At 40.5% G+C, this 24,335-nt stretch carries 15 protein-coding genes; all 15 read left to right on the forward strand.

Annotated features, from left to right (window positions below):
- Window positions 1-104 precede the first annotated feature (104 nt).
- Entirely contained in the window at window positions 105-1,700 is a 1,596-nt protein-coding gene (locus HMPREF9455_RS11845) for a glycoside hydrolase family 32 protein (protein ID WP_395858107.1), read from the forward strand.
- A 338-nt stretch (window positions 1,701-2,038) separates the two neighbouring features.
- Window positions 2,039-2,647, forward strand: coding sequence for an RNA polymerase sigma-70 factor (locus HMPREF9455_RS11850; protein WP_006799939.1), 609 nt, complete (start codon window positions 2,039-2,041; stop codon window positions 2,645-2,647).
- Window positions 2,648-2,698: 51 nt separating this feature from the next.
- Window positions 2,699-3,742 (forward strand): FecR family protein, encoded by a 1,044-nt coding sequence (locus HMPREF9455_RS11855; protein ID WP_006799940.1) that lies wholly within the window; start codon window positions 2,699-2,701, stop codon window positions 3,740-3,742.
- Window positions 3,743-3,913: 171 nt separating this feature from the next.
- Window positions 3,914-7,267 carry a TonB-dependent receptor gene (locus tag HMPREF9455_RS11860; RefSeq protein WP_006799941.1) on the forward strand — a complete coding sequence of 1,118 codons (3,354 nt, stop codon included), beginning with the start codon at window positions 3,914-3,916 and terminating at the stop codon, window positions 7,265-7,267.
- Between the two features lie 14 nt (window positions 7,268-7,281).
- Window positions 7,282-9,063: a RagB/SusD family nutrient uptake outer membrane protein gene (locus tag HMPREF9455_RS11865; RefSeq protein ID WP_006799942.1), complete on the forward strand. Its 1,782-nt coding sequence runs from the start codon at window positions 7,282-7,284 to the stop codon at window positions 9,061-9,063.
- 21 nt (window positions 9,064-9,084) lie between these two features.
- Window positions 9,085-9,861, forward strand: coding sequence for an endonuclease/exonuclease/phosphatase family protein (locus HMPREF9455_RS11870; RefSeq protein WP_006799943.1), 777 nt, complete (start codon window positions 9,085-9,087; stop codon window positions 9,859-9,861).
- A gap of 6 nt (window positions 9,862-9,867) precedes the next feature.
- Entirely contained in the window at window positions 9,868-10,656 is a 789-nt protein-coding gene (locus tag HMPREF9455_RS11875) for a hypothetical protein (RefSeq protein WP_006799944.1), read from the forward strand.
- A gap of 8 nt (window positions 10,657-10,664) precedes the next feature.
- Window positions 10,665-11,456: an endonuclease/exonuclease/phosphatase family protein gene (locus tag HMPREF9455_RS11880; protein ID WP_006799945.1), complete on the forward strand. Its 792-nt coding sequence runs from the start codon at window positions 10,665-10,667 to the stop codon at window positions 11,454-11,456.
- Between the two features lie 19 nt (window positions 11,457-11,475).
- Complete coding sequence (locus tag HMPREF9455_RS11885) at window positions 11,476-13,056, forward strand: hypothetical protein (protein WP_006799946.1); 1,581 nt, start codon at window positions 11,476-11,478, stop codon at window positions 13,054-13,056.
- 173 nt (window positions 13,057-13,229) lie between these two features.
- Window positions 13,230-14,486, forward strand: coding sequence for a Gfo/Idh/MocA family oxidoreductase (locus tag HMPREF9455_RS11890; protein ID WP_006799947.1), 1,257 nt, complete (start codon window positions 13,230-13,232; stop codon window positions 14,484-14,486).
- Between the two features lie 24 nt (window positions 14,487-14,510).
- Window positions 14,511-17,318: a 3-keto-alpha-glucoside-1,2-lyase-like domain-containing protein gene (locus HMPREF9455_RS11895; RefSeq protein ID WP_006799948.1), complete on the forward strand. Its 2,808-nt coding sequence runs from the start codon at window positions 14,511-14,513 to the stop codon at window positions 17,316-17,318.
- A 7-nt stretch (window positions 17,319-17,325) separates the two neighbouring features.
- A complete protein-coding gene (locus tag HMPREF9455_RS11900) occupies window positions 17,326-18,618 on the forward strand; it encodes a GntP family permease (RefSeq protein ID WP_006799949.1) in 1,293 nt (430 codons plus the stop codon).
- Between the two features lie 484 nt (window positions 18,619-19,102).
- Window positions 19,103-20,251, forward strand: coding sequence for a glycerate kinase family protein (locus tag HMPREF9455_RS11905; protein ID WP_006799950.1), 1,149 nt, complete (start codon window positions 19,103-19,105; stop codon window positions 20,249-20,251).
- A 430-nt stretch (window positions 20,252-20,681) separates the two neighbouring features.
- Window positions 20,682-22,712, forward strand: a complete 2,031-nt coding sequence (locus HMPREF9455_RS11910; RefSeq protein WP_006799951.1) for a retaining alpha-galactosidase — start codon at window positions 20,682-20,684, stop codon at window positions 22,710-22,712.
- A 291-nt stretch (window positions 22,713-23,003) separates the two neighbouring features.
- On the forward strand, window positions 23,004-24,305 hold the full coding sequence (locus tag HMPREF9455_RS11915) for a hypothetical protein (RefSeq protein ID WP_006799952.1): 1,302 nt from the start codon (window positions 23,004-23,006) through the stop codon (window positions 24,303-24,305).
- The last annotated feature ends 30 nt before the right edge of the window (window positions 24,306-24,335 follow it).

Consider the following 24,335-nt stretch of genomic DNA (forward strand, 5'->3'; position numbering starts at 1 on the left):
TTTTATATTGGAGTTATACATGCTTAAACGAATTATTTAATACTAAAATATACCAGATGAAACCACTAGCATTAAAGGCATTGATCCCAAGCCTTTTTATTTTTATGAGTCTTTCCATGTCAGCCGGAGAAATCAAGATTAAAGTCAATAAAAAATATCTGAATTTTCCTGTATCGCACAAACAAGACAGGGCAAGAATGATATTCACGACAGATGGCAAGGAAGACTTGTCCGTTGTTATCCGCTTAGCGCCCGAAGAAGCTGATTACTGGGTGTTTAAGGATGTCTCCGACCTGAAAGGTAAAACTATCACAATAAAGTATGATGGCAGTGATAAGGCTTTAACCAAAATATATCAGGATGATATCATTGCGGGGCAGGATAGTCTCTATAAAGAGAAGAACCGCCCGCAATTTCATTTCACAACCCGTCGCGGATGGATTAATGATCCGAACGGACTGATATATTATGACGGAGAATATCACCTTTTCTATCAGCATAACCCATATGAAAGGGAATGGGAAAATATGCACTGGGGACATGCCGTAAGTAAAGACCTTATACATTGGGAAGAACTTCCCGATGCTTTGTATCCGGATCATCTCGGAGGGATGTTTTCAGGATCGGCAGTTATAGATTACGATAATACAGCAGGTTATAATAAAGGGCAGGCCCCGGCTATGATCGCCGCTTATACTGCTGCTAGTTCTGAAAAACAGGTGCAGTGTATTGCCTACAGTCTGGATAAGGGACGTACATTTACCAAATATGCAGGCAATCCGGTTATCGACTCCAAACATATATGGAATAGTCAGGATACCCGTGACCCGAAAGTATTCCGGTACGCACCGGGCAACCATTGGGTAATGGTGCTCAACGAACGTGACGGACATTCAATATATACTTCTGAAAACCTTAAGGATTGGAAATATGAAAGCCATGTTACCGGATTCTGGGAATGTCCCGAGCTCTTCGAACTGGCTATAGATGATAATCCTGACAATACCAAATGGGTTATGTACGGAGCATCGGGAACATATATGCTGGGCTCGTTTGACGGAAAAATATTTACTCCCGAAAAAGGGAAATATTTATATTGCAGCGGATCGATATATGCAGCTCAGACTATTACCAATATGACAGACGGACGGCGCGTACAGATCGGTTGGGGGCGCATAAGCCATGCGGGTATGCCTTTTAATGGGATGATGCTTTTGCCTACTGAACTGAAATTAAAGAATACAAAAGATGGTCCCAGATTATTCAATATTCCTGTAAGGGAAGCCGAACAACTTTTTGTCCCGGCCCGTAAATGGAATAACCTGACATCAGATAAAGCAAACGAGTTACTCAAAGAGTTCTATTCGGCAGATTGTCTGAGAGTAAAGACCAGAATAAAGCTGTCTCATGCAACCAGCGCGGGTTTCAACCTCTTCGGACAGAGGATTCTCGATTATGACCTGAACTCTACCAGGATCAACGGAATATTCTATTCTCCCGAAGATATGACAAGTATGGAGTTGTCGGCTGACATATATATTGATAAGACATCTATAGAGGTATTTATCGATGGGGGCGCATATTCTTACTCTATGGAAAGAAGACCTGATATAAACAATAAGGAAGGGCTTCATTTCTGGGGTAATAATATTGAAATAAAAGATCTGGAGGTATTTAATGTAAAATCTATCTGGATGTAATAAATTAATTAAAAGGAATAACTAGTTAGTGAAAAATGAATTTATAAATTTCTCAGGTTCAGTGATTAAGAACTATCTTGTTTGATTTATTTTTCTATAAAGTGATAATTGCGAGCTGGTTGGCTCTGCAGGTTTAGCAATTAAGGATAATGAAAAAGTAAGATTCGACAAAAAGAAACCAAAAAGAAACCAAAAAGAAACGTCAAAAGGTGGATAATAGAATACTTTTGCAGAGTCAAAAACAGAGACAAAGTAGATAAACCGAACGTGCAGTATCAGCCTCTTTTGTAAAAAAACTATAACTAAGACAAGCTAAGCACAAAAGATATTTTTGCATCATGGATAAGGAGCAAGATCTGATAAAAGACTTAATTGCAGGAAAAGAGGACGCCTATAAGTATATATATGATCATCACTATCAGGCTTTATGTACATATGCTTATCAGTATGTGAAAGACATTTATATAGCGGAAATGATTGTAGGAGATGTTATTTTCTCGATTTGGTCTAAACATGATAATTTGATAATCAATAGTTCTTTGCGTGGTTATCTGATGAGTGCGGTTAGAAACACATCGATAAACTATCTGATCAGAGAGAAAAAAATGGAGGCTATAAAATCAGAACTTCAGGCATCTATGGAGAAAAATACAGATGTACTGATTTATCTGGAGAATACCCCATTGACAAAGCTGATAGAAAGAGAGCTTGACTTGAAAATTAAGGATACTCTTGCAAATATGCCCGACTTAACTCGCAGGGTATTTGAGTTGAGCCGGTTTTCTGATATGAAGTATCACGAAATTGCCGAGACTCTCGATGTTTCGGTAGATACTGTAAAATATCATATGAAGGTTGCATTGTCCCGTTTGAGAAACGATCTGAAAGACTATATAAATGTATTAATTCCCTTCTTATTAATTTTATTGAAAAAAGATCTGTTTTGATTTACCCTTTTTTCCTTTTGGCTTGTCTTTAATTATATAAGCAACATATAAATGGAAGAATACCGCAATATAGACGAGCATAAACTTACTCTTATTATAGATTTTCTTGAAGGAGCTCTTTCTGGAAAAGATAATGATGATCTGCAACTTTGGTTGTCAGAGGCTGAACTTCATGTGTCCTACTTTGAAGAAATAAAAAATATATATTATTCTTTTGAATATATTAAGGAGAGTCAAAAATATGATAAAGACAAGGCTTTCGATCTTTTTAAAGAGCGTATAGAATCATCTTCAAATAACATCAGTGAAGAGGGTACAAAGGTAAATGATATTACAGAGAAATCATATGGTCGGAAAACACTTTTTCAAATAGCCGGTATTGCAGCAACTATTGCTTTACTTATAGGTTTATCTTTCTCTTTTCTTCAGACAAGGTCAACAAAATCCTTACAAAAAGATGTTACTGTAGAATCACCTCCGGGACAAAAGACAAAACTCTTTTTGCCTGATGGTACATTAGTATGGTTGAATTCGGGTACAAGATTAACATATAATACCGATTATGGAGTTGATAACCGGAATATTAAGATGGATGGGGAAGCATATTTTGATGTGGCAAGGAATGAAAAATTAAACTTTAAGATTTCGATTAATGATATACAGGTAAGTGTATTAGGTACTTCATTCGATGTTGAGGCTTATCAACGGGACAAGGAGATGTCAGTCTCCGTTATGACCGGGAAAGTCTCTGTGGGAAAGATAAATGACAAGATATTCGGAGTATTGAAGCCTAATGAAAAAATAGTTATAAATAAAGATAATAACAACTTTAAAATTGAAGCCTGTGATCCGGATATAGATGGTATATGGCGGCATGGACAGCTCAAGATTATAAACGATCCTATGCCTGTCGTCATCACTAAAATGGAGCGTTGGTATGGTGTCAATATTACGGTAGAAGGTAAAATATCGCATGAACACTATTGGATGACTATAAAAACAGAATCGCTGACAGAAATACTCGAGTTAATAAATAAGATAACACCAATTAATTATAAAATAAAGGGAGAGGAGGTGACCATCAGATATAGATAGAGCCGGAAAAAAACGGGCTAAGAAACCCCAAATTTCTTAACCCGATTTAAGCAACAATTCGATTATAATACCGCGCATAAATTGCTAAGAATAAATTCTTGGCAAAAGGTTATTATTCCGATTGTCTGTTGCAAAGATAATAGTTTATTCAAAAATTTAACAATCTAAACTATGATAAAAACGACTAGATTTATCGCAATTTTGTCTTTTTTCGTGTTTTCTCTTTGTTCATTATCTTCAGTAGCAAATACAAATCAAACATTGTCGAAAATCAGCCTTGCCGGAGAGATGACGCTTAAAGAGTTGACAAGCCAGATAGAAAAGAAAACGAATTACACATTTGTTTTTAATTCGTCGATTGATATGAACCAGCAAATTGCTGCAAATTTCAAAAATGAAACAGTGCCGGCCATTCTGCAAAAAGCATTTGATGGCAAAGGTATTACTTTCGAAATATTGAACAGACAAATAATCCTGAAACCGGCATCACAGCAGGTTCCTACAAATAAAAAAACGATAAGAGGGACAGTGACAGATAGTGAAGGGGAACCTCTGATTGGGGCTACGGTGAAAATAGTAGGAACAACTATTGCCACCTTGACGGATATAGATGGGAAGTTCTCTATCGAAGCATCTGTAGGAGCAGTTTTGGAAGTTTCTTATGTGAGTTACCAGACAGAGTCGGTAAAAATCAGGAATGAGGGCGAATTTAATGTTGTTTTACAGCCCTTGGATAAGCTGTTGGATGAAATAGTGGTAGTCGGATATGGTACACAAAAGAAAATTAATCTGACGGGTTCTGTCGGAGTGGTCACTCCCGAAGAACTGAATAAACGCCCGATCACCAATGTATCTACAGGTTTGCAGGGCTTGGTGCCGGGGATGACCGTTACAGCCAGTGCAAATGGGGGGCTGCCGGGACAGTCTAATGCATCGATACAGATCAGGGGTATCGGTTCTGTATCCAATAATAGTCCATTGATACTGATCGATGGAGCTGAAGGCGATATGAATATTATCAATCCGAACGATATAGAAAGTATTTCTGTATTGAAGGATGCTGCTTCGGCGGCGATATATGGAAACCGTGCCGCAAACGGGGTAATATTAATTACTACCAAGAGTGTAAAAGGCGGTGAACGGGCCCCTCATATCAACATCAATTCCTATATAGGAATACAGCAGCCAACCAAAATGCCTAAAATGGCAGACAGCCCGACCTTTATGGCTTGGGAAAATGAGGCTCAGGCAAATATTGGAGGTAATCAGAACTATACAGCTGCGGATATACAAAAAGTTCTTGACGGTTCAGACCCGAATTATTATGCTAACACCGATTGGATAGATGCTGTATTCAAATCTTCAGCGCCGCAATATAACTTTAATGCAAGTGTAGACGGCAAAGCGAAAAATATGGGGTATCTGATATCTTACGGTTATCTTGATCAGAAGGGCTTGACTGTAGGGAAGTCTACCAGTTCACAAAGGCACAATGTCCGTTTAAAACTGAATACAAAAGTAGCTGATATATTTAATATTACGGCAAATATGGGATATATCGAGAGAAACTTTACTGCACCTAATGCATCTTTTGATCTCACAGCAGGATCTTTGTATAATGCAATGAGAACCCGTCCGTTAGTCCCGGTTCGTTTTACCGACGGTAAATGGGGATACGGAGGAGGACAAAGTAACCAGGTTGCCTATCTTACCGACGGCGGCGGTCAGAACTTCAGATCGAATGAATTTACCGGAAACTTTACGGTGGAAGCAGCTATAATGAAAGGCTGGACGGCTTCTGCAAATTATATCACCCGTCAATCCAACAGTTTCAGGAATCTTTTTAGCAAAACGATCAACTTCTACTATCCGGATACGGACGAAGTATGGTATACAACCAATACACCAAACTCTATAGAGAACCGTGATTACAGGACTCTTAGCCAAAACTTATTTATTCAGACAGACTATAACCTGAAAATCAAGGACCATAGTTTCCAGGTAATGTTGGGCTATCAGCAGGAATGGCAAAGAAGCGACCAGTTTAATGCTTCGAGAAAAAATCTGATCACGGAAAAAGATCCTGTCCTTGAATTCGGATCTGCCGATACTCAGGCAAACTCGTCTGCTGCCAGCCATTGGTCTATGCGTTCAGGCTTCGGGCGTTTAAACTATGATTATAAGAGCAAGTATCTATTGGAAGCGAATCTTCGTTATGACTTAACATCTCGCTTCGATAAAAGTTATCGTGGAGAATGGTTCCCTTCTTTCTCTGCCGGATGGCGCATTTCCGAAGAGAATTTTATGGAAAATTTCAGGAGCTTCCTTGATCAGTTAAAATTACGCGGATCATGGGGTATACTTGGTAATCAATATTCTACAGGTTCGGATCTCTACCCTTATCTTTCCCGTATAGGTTATGTGTCTGTGCCGGCATTGGGAGCAGTCCCAAATGACGGATATGCTGAGACTTATATCGGTAATCCTATGTTGCTGTGGGAAATGGTGCATACTACCAATATTGGTTTGGATATAAATGTGTTGAACAGTAAACTGTCTTTCTCCGGTGATTATTATCTTCGGAAAACAAAAAGGATAATGTATACTCGTGAGCAGCCTGCAGTCGGCGGATTCCTCAAAGATATGGATGAAAATGGCGGCGAAATGGAAAATAAGGGATGGGAAATACAAGTAGACTGGAGAGATAAGGTCGGTTCAGATATCAACTACGGATTAAGGTTTACTTTGGCTGACGTAAAAAATAAAATAACGAAATGGGAGTCGGAAAAAATAGGAACATATACTATAACCAGGCAAGGAGATACCTATGATGCATTTTATGGTTTAGTAGCCGATGGTATAGCCATGCCTACCGATTTTGAATATTATGATGCGGCAAGGGGTAAGTATATGAATCCGAAGTTCCCTATTATGTCGGGTGACGCAGGACTGGTACAACCCGGAGATATAAAGTATAAAGATTTTAATGGAGACGGTGCCATTGATTTGGATAATGACAGAAAAGTTGTCGGAAGCTCTTTGCCTCGTTATACATTTAGCTTGAAAGGTGATATAGAATATAAAGGTATTGATTTCAGTTTCTTGCTTCAGGGAGTGGGTAAAGTAGACGGATACATTTACGGGCCTGCACGCCATGCCTTTACCGATCAGTCTACATATCCTCAGACTTTCCACCAGGATCGTTATCAGGCGTCTAATCCGAATCCGAATGCAAAATACCCTCGTTTCACATATAATCAAAGTTATAACCAACGTTTTTCTACATTCTGGATTGAGGATGCATCGTATCTGAGAATGAAAAATATACAGATCGGTTATACATTACCTGCGAAGTGGACAAAGCATGTGAGAATAGACAAGTGCCGTTTCTATGTGTCGGCAGATAATCTGTTTACAATTTCCGACTATTTCTCTTCCAGCGATCCGGAAACTCCTATTCAGGGTGGAGGTAATTATCCTCAGATAAAAACTTTCGTATTTGGTGTAAATATAAGTCTTCATTAAAAACACATTTGATTATGAAAAAGAATATTACATACATCTTTATATTCGTATTTTCAGCTATACTCTTTTCCTGTAATGATGACTTTCTGGAAAAGGCTCCATTAGACGAACTTACCGATGCAAATTTTTGGGAATCGGAGTTACAGGTCAAAAACGCGGCGAATGGCTGTTACTGGACTTTGATAGGAAAAGATATGATGATCAATATCTCGGAAGGGTTGAGCGATAATGCTTTATGGTATACTCTCAGCGGCTGGAGGCAGGTAGGAAGCGGACTGTACGGTTCGGACTTTTCCACATTAGATAGTCGCTATAAAGATGCATACAAGCAATTGAGGCGCTGTAATTATTTTCTGGCGAATTATAAACGGGCCGAAGGTATTGTAGACTCTAAAAAGCTGGAACAATATGCCGGAGAAGTACGATTTCTGAGAGTATTTATTTACTATTATCTTACATGTTTCTGGGGCGATGTACCATTCATTACAGAACCGTTACCTCCGGGTGATGACAGGTTGTTTGATGCCCGTACTTCCCGCAGTGAAATTGTAGATTTTATGCTGGAAGAACTGGATGCCGCTGCAAAAACTTTACCCCGGTATATAGAACCCGCAACTACCAGCTTTGGACGAATTTCAGGTGCTGCTGCAAAAGCCATGGAATCGCGTGTTGCATTACAAAATGAAAGATGGACCGTTGCTAAAGCAGCTTGCGAAGCCCTTATGCCGGGCGGAGAATATGCTTACCACGAACTATATACAACCGGACGTCCGAACCAGGACTATTTCGACCTGTTCACATTTGAAGGAAGGGCATCCCGTAAAGCCGGTAATAAAGAAGCAATTTTGTCCTATGTTTATAATTTTGATTTGCCATCTCCGACAAGACATAATTTGAGCCGTGAATTACAGGTTCCCGACCAGATTATAAGATTTAACGCGACCAAATCTATGGTAGATAGTTACCTGTGTACTGATGGTTTGCCTATCGAAAAATCAAAACTGTACAAAGGTGATGGAACATATACTCCGGCTTATAGTGCATATGATAGTGTATTCGTTAACAGGGACCCCCGGTTGAAACAGTCTTTTGTTTATCCGGGATACGACAAATGGTACGGGAAAGTAGACGGCAGAGGCACGGCAAATGCTGCCGAAGACGCATCTAAAACAAATATTTTCCGTTCACCTAAGTTCAACAATGACGGAAAAGGAGCTGTGACTTATACAGGTTACTATATCCGTAAATATTGTGAGCCATCTAAAGTTCCACTTTACAATCAGGATGACAATGATATAATCTTTATCCGTTACGGAGAAGTGCTTCTTAACTATGCCGAAGCCATGTTCAACTTGAATTCTTTGGATCAGGATATTATTGATAAAACGATCAATAAATTGAGAGACAGGGTAGGGATGAAGAAAATGATCCTGACAGAATTGCAGAGCAACGGACTGGATATGAAAACGGAACTTCAGCGCGAGCGCCGTGTGGAACTATTTATGGAAGGGCATCGCTGGTACGACCTTATGAGATGGAAACAAGGATACGAATTGGGAGTAGATAAATCGGAAACGCCCGAACGTCAGGAAAAAGGAATTATGAAAGGTATCCGTAAGGATTACGCTTACGATCCTGCGGTGTTTACGGCAACTACCAAGTTTGACGACAAGGGATTCCTGATATTTGACGATTCCCGTGTTTTCTCAAGTCCTAAAAATTATCTGTTCTCACTTCCATACCGGCAGATGGAGTTAAATCCGAATCTGAAACCGAACAATCCGGGATGGGAATGACAATTATCAAAATAAATGATTATGACGAACAAGATTAGATATTTAATTATTTGTGCTTTGTTAGGATTGCTGACCAATGGTGTACTTATGGCGCAGACATCATTCAGGCTGATGAATTTCAATACCCGTATGTCGGGACAGATGGTTAATTATTCAGCCAAACCGTTTGCTACTTTGATAAAGAATTATAATCCCGACTTTGTCATCTTGCAGGAAGTGGATTACTTTACTGTGAGAAATGGAGGGAAAGATTTTACGACAGAGTTAGCTGCGGAGATGGGGATGTTTTCCGCTTTTGGCCCGGCCATAGTTTATCAACAGGGGGAATATGGGGTTGCTATTCTGTCAAAATATCCGATACAGAAAATATCCAATAACCCTTTGACTAGCAGTTCTGCCGATATGAAAGAAAAGCGGACTGTTCTCTATATTGATGTAATATTACCCGGAAGCAACGAAAAAGTGCGGGTGGCGGCTACTCATCTCGACCATTCAACGGATAATGTGCGTTTAGATATGGCGCGCCAGTTGGACTCATATATCGGAAATTCATTTCCTACTATATTGGCCGGGGATTTTAATGCCAAACCCGGAGAAAATGCTATTGTGCAGGGAATGTCTAACTGGCAACGGATTTGTAATAATTTTCCGACTTTCCCTGCAATCCCTACAAGTAAGATCGATTATATTTTTGCTAAACCTACAGGGAAATGGACTGTAAAATCCTATGAGATACTGAAAGAAACAGGGATTTCTGATCATTGCGCCTTGGTAACAGATGTTGAATATAATAAATAACCGGATATGAAAGATTTAATAAAACTGATGGGAATACTGTTATCTGTACTATTGTTTGCTTGTTCTTCCGATAGTGGTGATGACGGAGGCGATGGAGGTGGAGGCGGAAAGGACGATGTATGGGATAAGAACAGGACTGCCAAGGTTCTGGTGATATCCGATTTATCTGCCGGAAACCTCTTCCCAAATGCGAATTATAGTTCCGTGGTAAATAAGATAAAGGCAACAGAGCAAAATGCAATCTTGCTGACTAATACAAATGTTTCTTTTTCGGCTACCGAGATGCTGAATCCGGCTGCAAAAGTTGCACATCAGTCCCTTTATATGCCTTATTTTGTCCCTCGGGGAAAAACCGGTAACGAGTATCTGGGAAATACAATACTTCTTGGTCAGGCATTAAGTGATATGCAACAAACGGTTTTGACCACTGATTGTTGGATGTTTCAGGCAGAAATTCCATTTACTTCGTCATTGAAGATGAGGTTCTCTTCTGCTACTTTCGGTTCAGATGATCAGATCGCAGCAGCCGTCAGTTCCATAAAGAATAATCTGTTTGTTTCCACATTAGTTGTCGGTACTGTCAAGAGATCTCTCTCATCTAAATTAGAGTCGTCGCTAAGTACTGCTTTAACAAAAGATTCTTATATGCTGAATATTATAGACAATGCGAATAAATCGAGCGAATATTGTATATATATTCTTGGATCATCAAAATGGAAACTGAGAGACATGAGTGAAACTGCCATATCAGGAGATATTAAAAGCTTTCTTATTCAGATTGAATTACTCAAATAAAAATATAGATGAAGAAGATATTTAACTTTCGTGTATATATACTGATAATCCTTTCTTTTTCAGCAGTAAACTTACTGGCACAGGATAAAGTTCAGCTTAAAGTATTGTGCTATAACCTTCGTTTTGGAGAATTGGCTTCATTAGAAGAATTTGCTGAATTTATAAAGAAAGAAAACCCTGATATTGTTGCTTTGCAGGAGGTAGATGTAAATACTTTGAGAACAAGGGCGCCGCACCAGAATGGTAAGAATTTCATATCGGAACTGGCTTTTCGTACAGGAATGCTATCTCTTTACGGTAGAACAATAGATTACGCCGGCGGATATTATGGTATTGGCATACTTAGTAAATATCCTATCAGTCAGTCGCAGCGTATATTCTTGCCAATGCCGGAAGGGGCAAAAGAGCGGCGGGCGCTTTTAACGGGAGTAGTAGAATTATCTGAAGGAAAATCAATCACTTTTGCCTGTACCCATCTCGATTATACAACCTCGGCAGTGAGAAGGGCACAAGTGGATTTCATTAATCAACAATTGATGAAGATTGAAACACCGGTCATACTATGCGGTGATTTTAATGCCAGACCCGATTCGGATGAAATTGCCAATGGTATGAAAAACTGGATGCAGGTGAGTACAATGGATTTTACGATTCCGGCCAAGAGCCCAAAATCTAAGATCGATTACATATTTTGTTATCCGGCATCTAATGTCTGGAAAACTGTAGACTCCTACACCCCGGTTACCCAGTTATCAGATCATTTACCGATTATCACGACGTTAACTTTAGAGACTAATTAATGACTAAAAATGAATTAATATGAAAAAAAATCTATTATATATCAGATATAAGTTATTGTGCGTTTCGTTTATAGTAGCTGCCCTTTTTATGGCTTGCAGCGATGACGATAAAACAACCAATTATCTGGATGATAATGCTTTTCCTCCTCCTACAGTAAGCCTGACTACTGAAACATCATATGGTGAAGTGGATATAAATACCAACAAAGTAGTAGAAGGTACTGTTACTGCTCCTAATGGATTACGGAATATTTATGGGACTCTTTTGCGTAAAACGGCAGACGGATATGAGGAAATAGATGCCAACAAAAGAGTGCATGTGAAGCTGGCTGAATTTCCTAACACTTATAGTTTCTCTATCGAAGTTCCTGTAAGTGCTGAAGATGCGGGTGGTATTGCGATTGTAGCCAATGATATTTATGTAAAACAAGTAATACAGAATATTCCTATTGAAAAGATAACAGGAATACCTCCGAAAATCACAACAGATCCGGCCGAGATCGAATCTGTAGAGTTAAATGGTACTGTTTCGTTGGAGGGGGTAGTATCTTCCATTGAGGGACTTAAATCTTTGAGCTATGGTTTGGTTCAGAAATCACCATATCTTGAACTTCAGGATGTAAAGAATATTGCTGTATCGAACGATAAAGAGAAATCATTCCAATTCTCTATTACAGTAGACGATGAAAGGGCTGACGCGATTATGATTAAGGCAGTCGATATCAGGAATGTGGAGAAAGTACATTTCGTGAATATAAAAGAGATAACAGGAATACCTCCGGGCAGAGCTTATATATTTGATAATGTAGAGATGGCTCCGGAATGGGAATGCTACTCTGGAGCAAGTCTTCTACCTGCCGCATCTCAGCCATATCTATTCTCAATAGAGGGAATAAACGTGGGAGGTTCGGTAAAAAATATTTTGTCTCTTTCTGATGTCATATCTGTTTCTTCCGGAAGTGTGGATTTTGCTTTTGTGAATATTTGGAGAAATACTAATATTACTGATGCTAGTGGATTTCTTAATCGGGTAGGCAATAGAGGCTTTGCATATGTATCTGCTGATCGTCTTGACGGAGGTCCGGTAGGACGTCAATTAGATAAAGATTGGTTTACTACTGTAAATAGAAATAGAACTCAACTCAAGATCATAACAACAGATCTTGTCACATCGATGAATTTGGATGATTTTTTTGAAACAACTACCGGGAATTGGGAGGCATATGAATTATTAAACCTACTTGCTGGTTATGTTCCGGTTTACAGTACTACTACAGATTTACGTTCTCTTCCACAGAGAACGAATTCTGGTACATCTGCCAGCCCTGCTGTTTTACAAATAACGAATGGAACTTATATTGCTTTTCGAACGGCAGAAAATAAATTCGGAGTTATGAAAGTAGTACAAGCAGGTGATGATTCGGATGTTTTATCTTCAAATAATAAGATAGAAGATGTAACGACGGGTCTGGGCGCCGGTATAGCAAATAAATCTCCGGAAGCATTCTACTCTGCTCCGGGACTGGCCGGATTCGATTATTCAGGGGTAACAAAACTCTATGGAAGAAAATGTAAACTGAAAATTATCGTTCAACGGTAACGGAAATAATCTTATCTTTGAGGAAGTACAGATATAGAATCTGTACTTCCCTCTTTTCTCAATGATCATTACTATCTGATTAATGCAAGCAGTATTGAGAAACGGCTTATATTAAAAATCTTGAAATCCTGGACCATGAAACACTAGACCATGAAATAAAATTAGCAGATATTATGAAAACTAACCGACGAAATTTTTTAAAGACTTTAGGGGCATTCACAGCTCTTACAATTATTCCCCGGCAAGTACTGGGAAATGGCTATATAGCTCCCAGCGACCAGTTGACCAAGGGCATAATTGGTACAGGAAACATGGGACGTGGACATCTTAAATATGCTGGTACACGTTTAGTCGCAGTTTGCGATGTAGATAAGAAACACCTGGAATTAGGTAAAAACCTTGTCACAGACAAAATAGCGGCATATCATGATTTCAGGGATCTCATTATGGACAAAAATGTCGATATTGTCCATATAGCGACACCTCCGCACTGGCATGGTATCATGTCGGTAGAAGCAGCCAAAGCCGGAAAAGATATTTGGTGCGAAAAACCCATGACCCGTACTATAGGCGAGGGTAAAAGGGTGATGGAAGCTGTAAAACAATATGGAAACATGTTCCGGCTGAATACATGGTTTCGTTTCAAGGATAATTTTTATGGATTGGGAACTCCTGTTCAGCCATTAAAGAAGTTGGTACAGAGCGGTATGTTAGGCTGGCCGTTGAAAGTAACGATAAGTAAACATACCGGATTCGACTGGAAATTCTTTTGGGTAGGAAAAGAGTATCTCGAACCGCAACCAATTCCTGAAGAACTGGATTATGATATGTGGCTCGGACCTGCGCCGTACAAACCATATAACTCTCACCGTGTTCATAGTACATTCCGTGGTTATTGGGATTATGATGGCGGAGGATTAGGTGATATGGGACAGCATTACATAGACCCCGTTCAGTATCTTTTGGGTAAAGACCATACAAGCCCTGTGAAAGTGGAAGTAGATGCACCTCAGCAGCACCCCGATGCCATTGGAGTTTGGCGCTCTATAACTTATACCTACGATGATGGTTGCCAGATAGTATTGTGGGGAGGCGATTATGGAAACCCTGATACTCCGTATATATCAGGCCCTAAGGGAAATGTATATAAGAACTTCGTATGCGATATCCCTGATTGGGAGAAAAAACTGGCCGACTATCCCGAACCGGAAGCTCAGGTTACAGACTTTATAGAAAGTGTGAAAACCCGTAAAACATTTGCCCTCAACGAGCAAAACGGATTCAGGTCTGCAACTATTGTGAATATGGGACTTGTAGCATTAAGGTTAAACCGCACATTGCATTTCGATCCGGTGAAACTTGAGTTTATCAATGATGAAGCGGCAAACTGTCTGGTGGATCAGCCAATGCGCTCACCTTGGAATATATAATGGTTTAATCTTAAAGTGATTTTTATGAAAAAGATATATTTATTCTGTTTAGCTTATATATATTGTCTCATGGCTGTTTGCCAGACTCCGGTGGGGAGAACGGTTGAGACTATCGTTGCTGATGTTCTGGCACAGATGCCGGTTCAGAATGCGGAACAATACAATCTGCTGTTAAATGATCTGGCTTCGACAAAAGAAGAAGGTGTTTTTCAGCTGATAAAAATGATGAATCCTCCCGGTAAAGGAAGCAATGCTCAGGTGGAGTATGCCCTCAACGGGCTGTCCTGTTATGTTTCTGCTGAGGGACAGGACGCAAATCGTATAACTGTTTCTAATGCTTATATAAAAGCATTGGATATGACTGATAATAAGGATGTCAAAGCCTTTATTATCCGTCAGCTCCAAATCGTAGGAAAAGATGAATCTGTGGAAAAACTGTCGTCGTTTATCAGTGATGAATCTTTAAGTGGCCCGGCCTGTCGTGCATTGGTTTCGATCAAATCCGATAATGCCGCCAAGGCACTGTTGGATGCTCTTGCTACGGCGGCTAATCAAAAGGCGAAAAAAGATATTATCGAAGCTATCGCTGAAATGCAGGTAGCAGACGCGGAAGGGAAACTGCTTGCTATATTGGGCAATGATAAGGACGACGATACCCGGAAAGCCACATTATATGCTTTAAGCCGATGCGGATCAAAGGCTTCTTTAAAAGATTTGTCCTTAGCCGCGGAGAAGGCGGGTTATGCGGTGGATAAATCAGGAGCGACAGAGGCTTACATCGCACTGCTGAAAAGATTACTTGATAAGGGTGACGCAAAAGATGTGGCGAAGTTGGCGAATGATTTGATGAAAAAAGCCGAAAAAGCAGGTCAGGGACATACGCGTGAATCCGCTTTGCAAATACTGATGAGCGCCAATCCCGGCGATGCGTTAAAGTTATTACAGGCTGCACTCAAAGAAGATAACAGGAATTATAGGTTTGCTGCTCTGAATTTTGCATCGGAATTTGCTTCCGGAAATATGTATAAGGAACTGTTAAAGACAATGCAAAAGGCGCAGCCGGCAGTAAAGACGGATATTACCAACTGGTTTTTACAGGAGTGCGCAGATGAAAAGAAGAAAGCATTAATAGGTTCCTTCGCTACAGATATATTCATTGAGCAATTAGGAAACAATGATATGATCCTGAAAAAAGCGACCATAGATGTTTTGGTCAGAATCGGAGGGCATAAGTCTATACTGGCTCTGGCGGATTTGCTGGCATCTGATAATAAAGAAGTTGTGTCGATGGCTAAAAATGGCCTGTTATCTATGAATGGAAATATATCTGCTGCTATTGTTCCCGTAATGGATAAGGCGACCAATGACGGGAAAGTTGCCGCCTTGGAATTACTGGCAGCCCGAAAAGCGTCGAAATATGGTGATGTAGTATTCGGCTTATTGACATCGGACTCACAAGAAGTAAAGACGGCAGCCTATGCAGCGCTGAAAGATGTCAGTACCTCCGGTAATTTATCCGGTCTGTATGGGTTGCTGGAAAAATCCGATGCTTCTTTCGTATTTCCGGTGCAGCAAGCTATAATAAATTCATTATCGGAATATCCTGCAGATAAGCAGGTGACTTTGGTTATTAACCAGATGGATAAAACTTCTTCAGATAAAAAATACCTGTATTATCCTGTCTTAGCGGTAACCGGAGACAAACAGGCATTAAAAATAATATCCGAAGGTTTCAAAAATTCTACTGGCGAAGCTCAGGAAGTCGCTTTTCGCTCCTTGCTTGACTGGAAAGGTATGGAGGCAGCTAAAGACTTGTTGGCTATCTGTAAAGATGCCGGCTTGTCCGCCTATTTTGACCGCTCCTTATCAGGATATATAGGGCTTGTCTCTAACCCTCAGGTCAAGGCGGAAGAACGGTTCGGGTATCTTAACACTGCCTTGTCGCTGGCCAGAACTACCGCGCAAAAGAAATCTATATTGACCCAGCTTGGTAAGACCAACGTATATCCCGCAATGCTGGCGGCAGGAAAATATCTTGATGACACGTCTGTGCAACAGGAGGCTGCCCAGGCTGTAATGACGATAGCTCTGGCCAATAAAGATTTTGCAGGAAAAAATGTGGAAGATTTATTAAATAAGGTCATCCTTGTGCTTGATAATCCGGATGCTGAATATCAGAAACAAGCTATTCGTGATCATCTGAGTAGCTTAGTTCCTCCTAAACCTTTCCAGCTCCCGGATGAAGAAAAAAAGGAGGGGTATTATATTCTCTTTGACGGTACCAATATGGATCAGTGGACAGGAAATGTAACTGACTATATTTTGGAGAATGGTTGTATATCTCTGCATCCGAGCAGCGCCCACGGAGGAAATTTATATACGAAAGAAGAATTCTCTAACTTTATTTTCCGTTTCGAGTTTCAGTTGACCTCCGGCGCAAACAATGGTTTGGGTATCCGTACCCCGATGGAAGGTGATGCCGCTTATGTTGGTATGGAACTGCAGATTCTGGACAATGAAGCTCCTGTATACAGCAATCTAGCCGTGTATCAGTACCACGGTTCGGTCTATGGTATTATTCCGGCCAAGAGAGGATATCTGAAGCCTGTCGGAGAATGGAATTATCAGGAAGTTGTCGCTAATGGCGATAACATAAAGATAACTCTTAACGGAACTGTTATCCTTGACGGAAATATAAGAGAAGCGACTAAAAACGGGATGCCTGATAAGAAAAACCATCCGGGACTATTCAACAAAAAGGGACATATCGGTTTCCTGGGGCATGGTTCGCCTGTTAAGTTTAAAAACATAAGGATCAAGAACCTGAAATAAACTATATATGGAAGCAGCAACCATTGACTGGTATGGAGCCTTGATCGGTCTGGCGATAGCGATCATCCTGATTTTAAAAAAGCTGAATCCTGTTTATTCTTTATTCCTGGGCGCGATAACAGGCTCCCTGATCGGCGGAGCGGATTTCCTGCAAACGACCACCATTATCATTAATGGAACGCAAAGCATTATCGGTATTGTAGTCAGGGTATTGGCAGCCGGGGTACTGGCCGGGGTCATGATGGACTCGGGTGCTGCGGAAACCCTCGCGCAGACTATCGTCAGGAAGCTCGGAGGCAGTAAAGCCATTCTTGCCCTTGCCTTGGCGACTATGATAATCACGGCTGTAGGAGTATTCATCCCGGTAGCAGTGCTTATTGTTGCCCCGATTGGTTTGTCTGTGGCTAAAACAATGGGTTTTTCCAAGATAGCCCTTCTTTTGGCTCTTTCGGGTGGCGGGAAGGCTGGTAATGTAATATCTCCCAATCCGAATTCTATTGCTGTTGCCAATGGCTTCGGGGTGGAGTTGAGTGATGTCATGCTCTATGGCTTTATCCCTGCGGTTTTCGGATTGCTTGTGACTGTTTTTGTGGCTACGATGATTAAGAATAAAGGATCGGAGATAAAGGACAACGATATAAAAATGCCTGCCGATACCTCGGATTATCCCCCTTTTCGGAAAGCGATTGTTGCACCGGCTGTTGCGATATTACTGTTAATGATTAATCCTATTGGTTCTATCTTAGGTATTCCTGCATTGCAAAGTCTGAAACTGGATGCGATGTATGTACTCCCTGTAGCCGGGATAATAGGGTTGATGGCAATGGGAAAGGCAAAGAAAATACTCGATTATACAGCAAGTGGTATGAACCGTATGACGGCAACTGTGCTTATACTGATAGGTGCGGGAGCGATAGCCGGATTGATATCCGCATCGGATTTATCTGTAAGGATTGTGGCTCTTATCAATGAATCCGGAATTTCCGGGACGTTTCTTGCCCCTATCGCAGGAGTATTGATGGCGGCAGCAACAGCTTCGACATCCACAGGGGTGATATTAGCTTCGGGTTCTTTCGGTAAAGCTATTCTTGATATAGGGACGGCACCTATTGCGGCGGCGGTGATGGTGCACACAGGGGCAACGGTGATAGACCAGCTTCCTCAGGGGAATTACTTTCATGTAACGGCAGGTTCGATGTATATGTCGATTAAGGAGCGTATGGAAGTTGTTCCGTATGAAGCCATTATAGGTGGGGTTATGACAATTGTTTCTACAGTTCTGTATGGGTTTATATTTTGAGGAATGAATAATGTTTATTGTTATATAGAATAGTTCTTTTTTTCTAACGCGCCGGCCAGCTTGTTTTTCATTTTGCCTTGATGCAAAACGAAACAAAAAATCAAGGCTGCATCCCCCGGCGACCCAAAACCGTAGCTTCGGTGGAGCAAAATAATACGGGGTCATTTTTCGCTGGATTATCAGCCATGTATAACAGCTACCGTATTTTGCTCTACACCTTCGCTTTACGGATTGGGTACCCCGCCTGCGGGACGAGGCCGTGACCGCAATGCGACGACAGGTCGCCGAGGAACGAAGCGCTAGCTTTTTGCTTACTTTTGGGCAATGCCAAAAGTGAGGACAAGCCCGGGAGGGCGCGGCAGGATTGAGCTAAAATTCCCAATATAAATTAAGAATAGAACTATGTCGAGAAGATTAGAACATTTAATACCCCAATACAATCGCATACTTTATATAATTTAGTTTAAACAAATATTTATCATATATGAAAAATACCGTTTTTGTTCTGGCTCCCGATTCATTTAAAGGCTCGATGACTGCGAAGCAGGTTTGTGATGCCATGGAACGCGGGATAAAGAAAGTTTTACCCGACGCGGAATGTATAAAAGTACCGATGGCCGATGGCGGAGAAGGTACAATGCAGTCGCTGGTAGATGCAACAAACGGGACTATCTATGAACTGGACGTTGCAGGTCCTTTGGGTAAACAAGTAAAAGCCCGGTATGGAATTATGGGTACTGGCAAAACTGCTGCTATCGAGATGGCTTCTGCCAGCGGAATACACTTTGTGGATGAGAATACAAAAAATCCACTCATTACCACGACTTATGGTACGGGGCAATTAGTCAAAGCATGTCTCGATAGGGGTGTTCATAAAATTATTCTTGGAATAGGAGGGAGTGCTACCAATGATGGTGGTGCGGGTTTTGCCCGGGCGCTCGGAGCGAAATTCCTGGATAAAGAAGGGCGGGAGCTTCCCCCGGGAGGGGCTGCACTAGCCGGATTGGACAGGATAGATATTTCTTCACTCGACCCGAGGTTGAAAGATGTGGATATTGAAGTGGCCTGTGATGTTACAAATCCGCTTTGCGGCAAGACCGGAGCGTCTTTTGTCTTTGGCCCGCAAAAAGGCGCAACTGCTGAAATGGTAACGATTCTGGATAATGCGCTTGATCATTATGCAGGGATTATCTCCAGGGACTTGAAAAAAGAAGTGAAAGATGTACCCGGCGCCGGCGCCGCAGGTGGTTTGGGAGCCGGATTGTTAGCCTTTACCAATGCCCGTTTGGAAAAAGGGGTTGATATTATAATCAATTATACCAATCTGAAAGAAATCGTACAAAAAGCGGATATAGTATTCACGGGTGAAGGTGGTATCGATTTTCAGACACAATACGGGAAAACACCTTTTGGGGTGGCACGGACTGCTAAAGCGGCAGATAAAACAGTGATAGCTATTGCCGGATATATAGGAGAGGGAATCGAACAGTTGTACAGTATCGGGTTTGATGCTATCTTGGGGATTGTACCCGGTGCAATGACTATCGGGGAAGCAATGAGGAAAGGAGCAGAAAATGTGGAGAGAACGGTTGAGAATATAGTGAGGTTATTAAATAGTCGCAGCAAGATATAGACAACCCGGAAACAATTATAAAATATTTATATATATGATTTTTATACTTTGAATTTTGTAATAAATAATGAATTTAATTATCTGTATGTAAATTATTTGATGTGATATGCGAAAGATAAAAAGCTACTATCGGAAATTGAGCGAAAACTGTAACCTTTGTTACTTTTTAACAAGTAGTAAGTTTTAAGTTATATGAGATACGAGTAGACAAGGCACGAGATGCAAGTTATTAACTGATGACTGTTCGCTGCTAACTGATATTTCTGTTACCTTTGTTACCTTTTGAATATATGTGCTTGATAAATAAACGATTAGTGAAAAGAGGAAATATAGGGTTGAAAAAGTTTGAAATATATCATTAATTGCAATCAATTACTTAATTCAACTTGTTTTCCAAATAATTATTTATAAATAAGAATACAATAAACCAATGAGAAATAATACTTTTTTGATTCTATTGATAAGCTTAGTTTTTTGTCAGGTGGATATCCTGGCACAAAAGCAATTTACTCTGAAATCACCTGATAGCAAGATTGAAGTTAATATATCTATAGGTAAAACCATAGAGTATTCTGTGTTTCATCAAGGAGATCTGATGCTTGACAGATCTGCTGCCTCCATGACTCTAGGCGACGGATTTAATTATGGCGTCAATGCTGAATTGGAAAAATCATCGACACGGACAATAAATCAAACTATCGACGCCCTTATTTATAAGAAGAACAAGATTGAAGATCGTTACAATGAGCTTTCCTTAAAATTCAGGGGAGACTACAGCGTGATATTCAGGGCATATAATGATGGTATCGCTTATCGTTTTGTGTCTACGTCGAAGAAACCTTTTGTGGTTGTAAATGAACAAGCCGATTTTAATTTCCCCGGCGATACCAAGGCTTTTATCCCTTATGTGAGGGATAACCAGTCGAAAAGGGCTAAGACCGGTTATCAGAACACAACTTTTGAAATGCAGTTTTATAATTCGTTCGAAAATATATATGAACATAGTATCTTATCTGAATGGACAAAAGGGCGTTTGGCTTTTTCACCATTGATTGTTGAAGGCGCTAACGGAAAAAAGGTATGTCTGCTAGAGGCCGATTTAATGAATTATCCGGGCATGTACCTGTACAATATGACAGGAGGTAATACTCTCTCCGGGGTATTTGCTCCTTATCCGGATGAAATTAAGCAAGGCGGCCATAATATGTTACAGGGTGAGGTGCAATCTGTAGAGCCTTATATTGCTAAATTTGAGGGGGCTACGGAATTTCCGTGGCGTGCGTTAATCATCTCATCGGAAGATTATGAACTGACTAATAACGATATGGTTTATAAACTTGCTAGCCCTGCCCATGGAGATTATTCGTGGGTGAAGCCGGGAAAAGTAGCCTGGGACTGGTGGAATAGCTGGAATCTGTATGGTGTGGACTTTAAGACAGGGGTGAATAACGAAACTTACAAGTATTATATTGATTTCGCTTCAAAATCCGGTATTGAATATGTTATTCTGGATGAAGGATGGGCTGTGAACTTGCAAGCCGATCTAATGCAGGTTGTACCGGAAATAAACCTGAAAGAACTGATAGATTATGCCGGTAAGAAAAATGTAGGGCTTATTTTATGGGCAGGATACTGGGCGCTTAATCGTGATATGGAGGGTATCTGTAAACATTATTCCGAAATGGGAATAAGAGGATTCAAGGTGGATTTTATGGATAGAGACGATCAACTGATGGTGGACTTCCATCGCAAAGGGGCTCAGATTGCCGCGAAGTACAAAATGCTGATGGACTATCATGGTACATATAAACCGACGGGATTGCAACGCACTTACCCCAATGTTATCAATTTTGAGGGTGTATTCGGGCTGGAGCAGATGAAATGGGATGCAGATACCGATCAGGTAACTTATGATGTTACAATGCCGTTTATCCGTCAGGTCGCCGGCCCGGTAGACTATACCCAGGGTGCGATGCGTAACGCGACTAAGAGCAATTACAGGTCTGTATATAGTGAAGCCATGAGTCAGGGTACGCGCTGCCGCCAACTCGCACAATATATCATATTCGAATCTCCTCTGAATATGCTTTGCGATAATCCTTCCAATTATATGCGAGAGAAAGAATGTACAGAATATATCGCCTCAGTACCAACTATTTGGGATAACACAATCTCATTGAACGGGGAAATAGGGAAATATATAAGTATTGCCCGTAAGAAAGGAGATGTGTGGTATGTCGGCTCCATGACTAACTGGGATGCACGAAGCCTTGAACTGGATCTGTCTTTTCTGGGTGAAGGCAGGTTCAAAGGTGAAGTATTTAAGGATGGAGTGAATGCCGGTAAAGCCGCCCGCGATTACAGGAAAGAGGTTATTGACATTCCGGTAAGCCGTAAATTGCCTGTTTCGATGGCTCCCGGCGGAGGATATGTTATAAAGATATATCCTGTATTTAATTGATTAATAGTATAAGATTTGTTTAAGGCATATGGCGGTCTGAAGGGTAGGTTTATGGAGTATTTGTCTTTTTAGAGAGCTTTTTTATCTATTTCTCTTATTTATACCATTCATATCGCCTATATGGTTTTAAATCGAGTATGCAAATATTATTCTGTAGTGAAAAGTTTGTTTTTCTTAACTAAATCATACCTAGATGTAGGTATGATTTTATCAAAATATAATAAAAAATAGTGATTGTTAGATAAAATTAACACCTGTACATTTGTCGTCTATTATAAATAGATAAAATTTATGAAGACCCAGATTACGTTATTAATACTACTATCAATCCTCTTCTGTAATAAAATTTTAGCCCAGCAAGAGGCTATCCCTGAAAAAAGCGATACAATCGCAGCAGATACTCCTCCCGAATGGAATTACAATAAATATCGTTTTGGCGGATACGGAGAAATTCTCTTTCAGCAAATGGATTATGGTCCCGACAGGTATAAAGATCCGGCAGGGGCACCAAGCGACAAACGCTCTTATATCTCAATACCCAGAGCCGTATTTTCGTTCGAATATAAATTCAGGCCTGATATTGTATTTTCCACAGAGCTTGAGATAGAATATGGAGGTACAGGTTCTGCGATGGAACTTGAATATGAAGAAGGTGGAGAATATGAAACGGAGATAGAGAAAGGTGGTGAAATAGAACTGGAGCAGTTCCATATAACCAAACGGTTTAGTAATGCCTTTAATATCAGGGCAGGGCATATGATAGTTCCTGTCGGCATTACGAATGCGCATCACGAACCCATATTCTTTTTCGGAACAACCAGACCGGAGGGAGAATCTACGATATTACCTTGCACATGGCATGAAACGGGGATATCGGTACTCGGTTATTTTTCCGGGTTCAGATATGAACTGATGCTTGTTAACGGGCTTGATCCCAATGGTTTTTCATCTGCCAATTGGATAAAAGGCGGGCGTCAAAGCATATTTGAAAGTTCTACGATGACCAATCCCGCAGTTGCCGGAAGGGTAGAATATAAAGGGATCAGGAATTTGAGATTGAGTGCATCGGGATATTATGGGAATACGGCAAAAAATGCAAGTAAACCTCAAAAGATGACCGGAATAAAAGCTCCTGTCAGCATCATTTCGGCGGATGCCCAATACCTGTCAAAGAATCTGGCTGTGAGGGGTAATTTTGTATATGGAAACCTCGGCGCATCGAAGAGAGTATCTCAAATAAACAAAAGTGTATCGAAGAATACAGGTTTTCCCCGCACACCTGTGGCTAAAAATGCTGTAACATATTCCATTGAGGCCGGATATAATATACTCTCGTTCTTCAAGACAAAAGAGAGGTTGATGCCTTTCGTAAGATATGAGTACTACAATAGTGCTGAGGATGTAGAGGAAGGTATGGCCGAAATGCCTATAAACAAAAGGAATATATTCACATTTGGTGTAAACTATAACCTGTTGCCTAATATGGTGCTGAAAGCCGATTATTCGAACAGAAGGCTTGACGGGGGCAACTATAATGATGAGAATACATTCGGATTGGCTTTGGTGTATACCGGGTGGTTCTTCAAAAAATAAGAATATAAATTAATCCGAATCCTTTTAATA

This window comes from Dysgonomonas gadei ATCC BAA-286 (genome assembly GCF_000213555.1).
In the GTDB taxonomy this organism is placed as follows: Bacteria; Bacteroidota; Bacteroidia; order Bacteroidales; family Dysgonomonadaceae; genus Dysgonomonas; species Dysgonomonas gadei.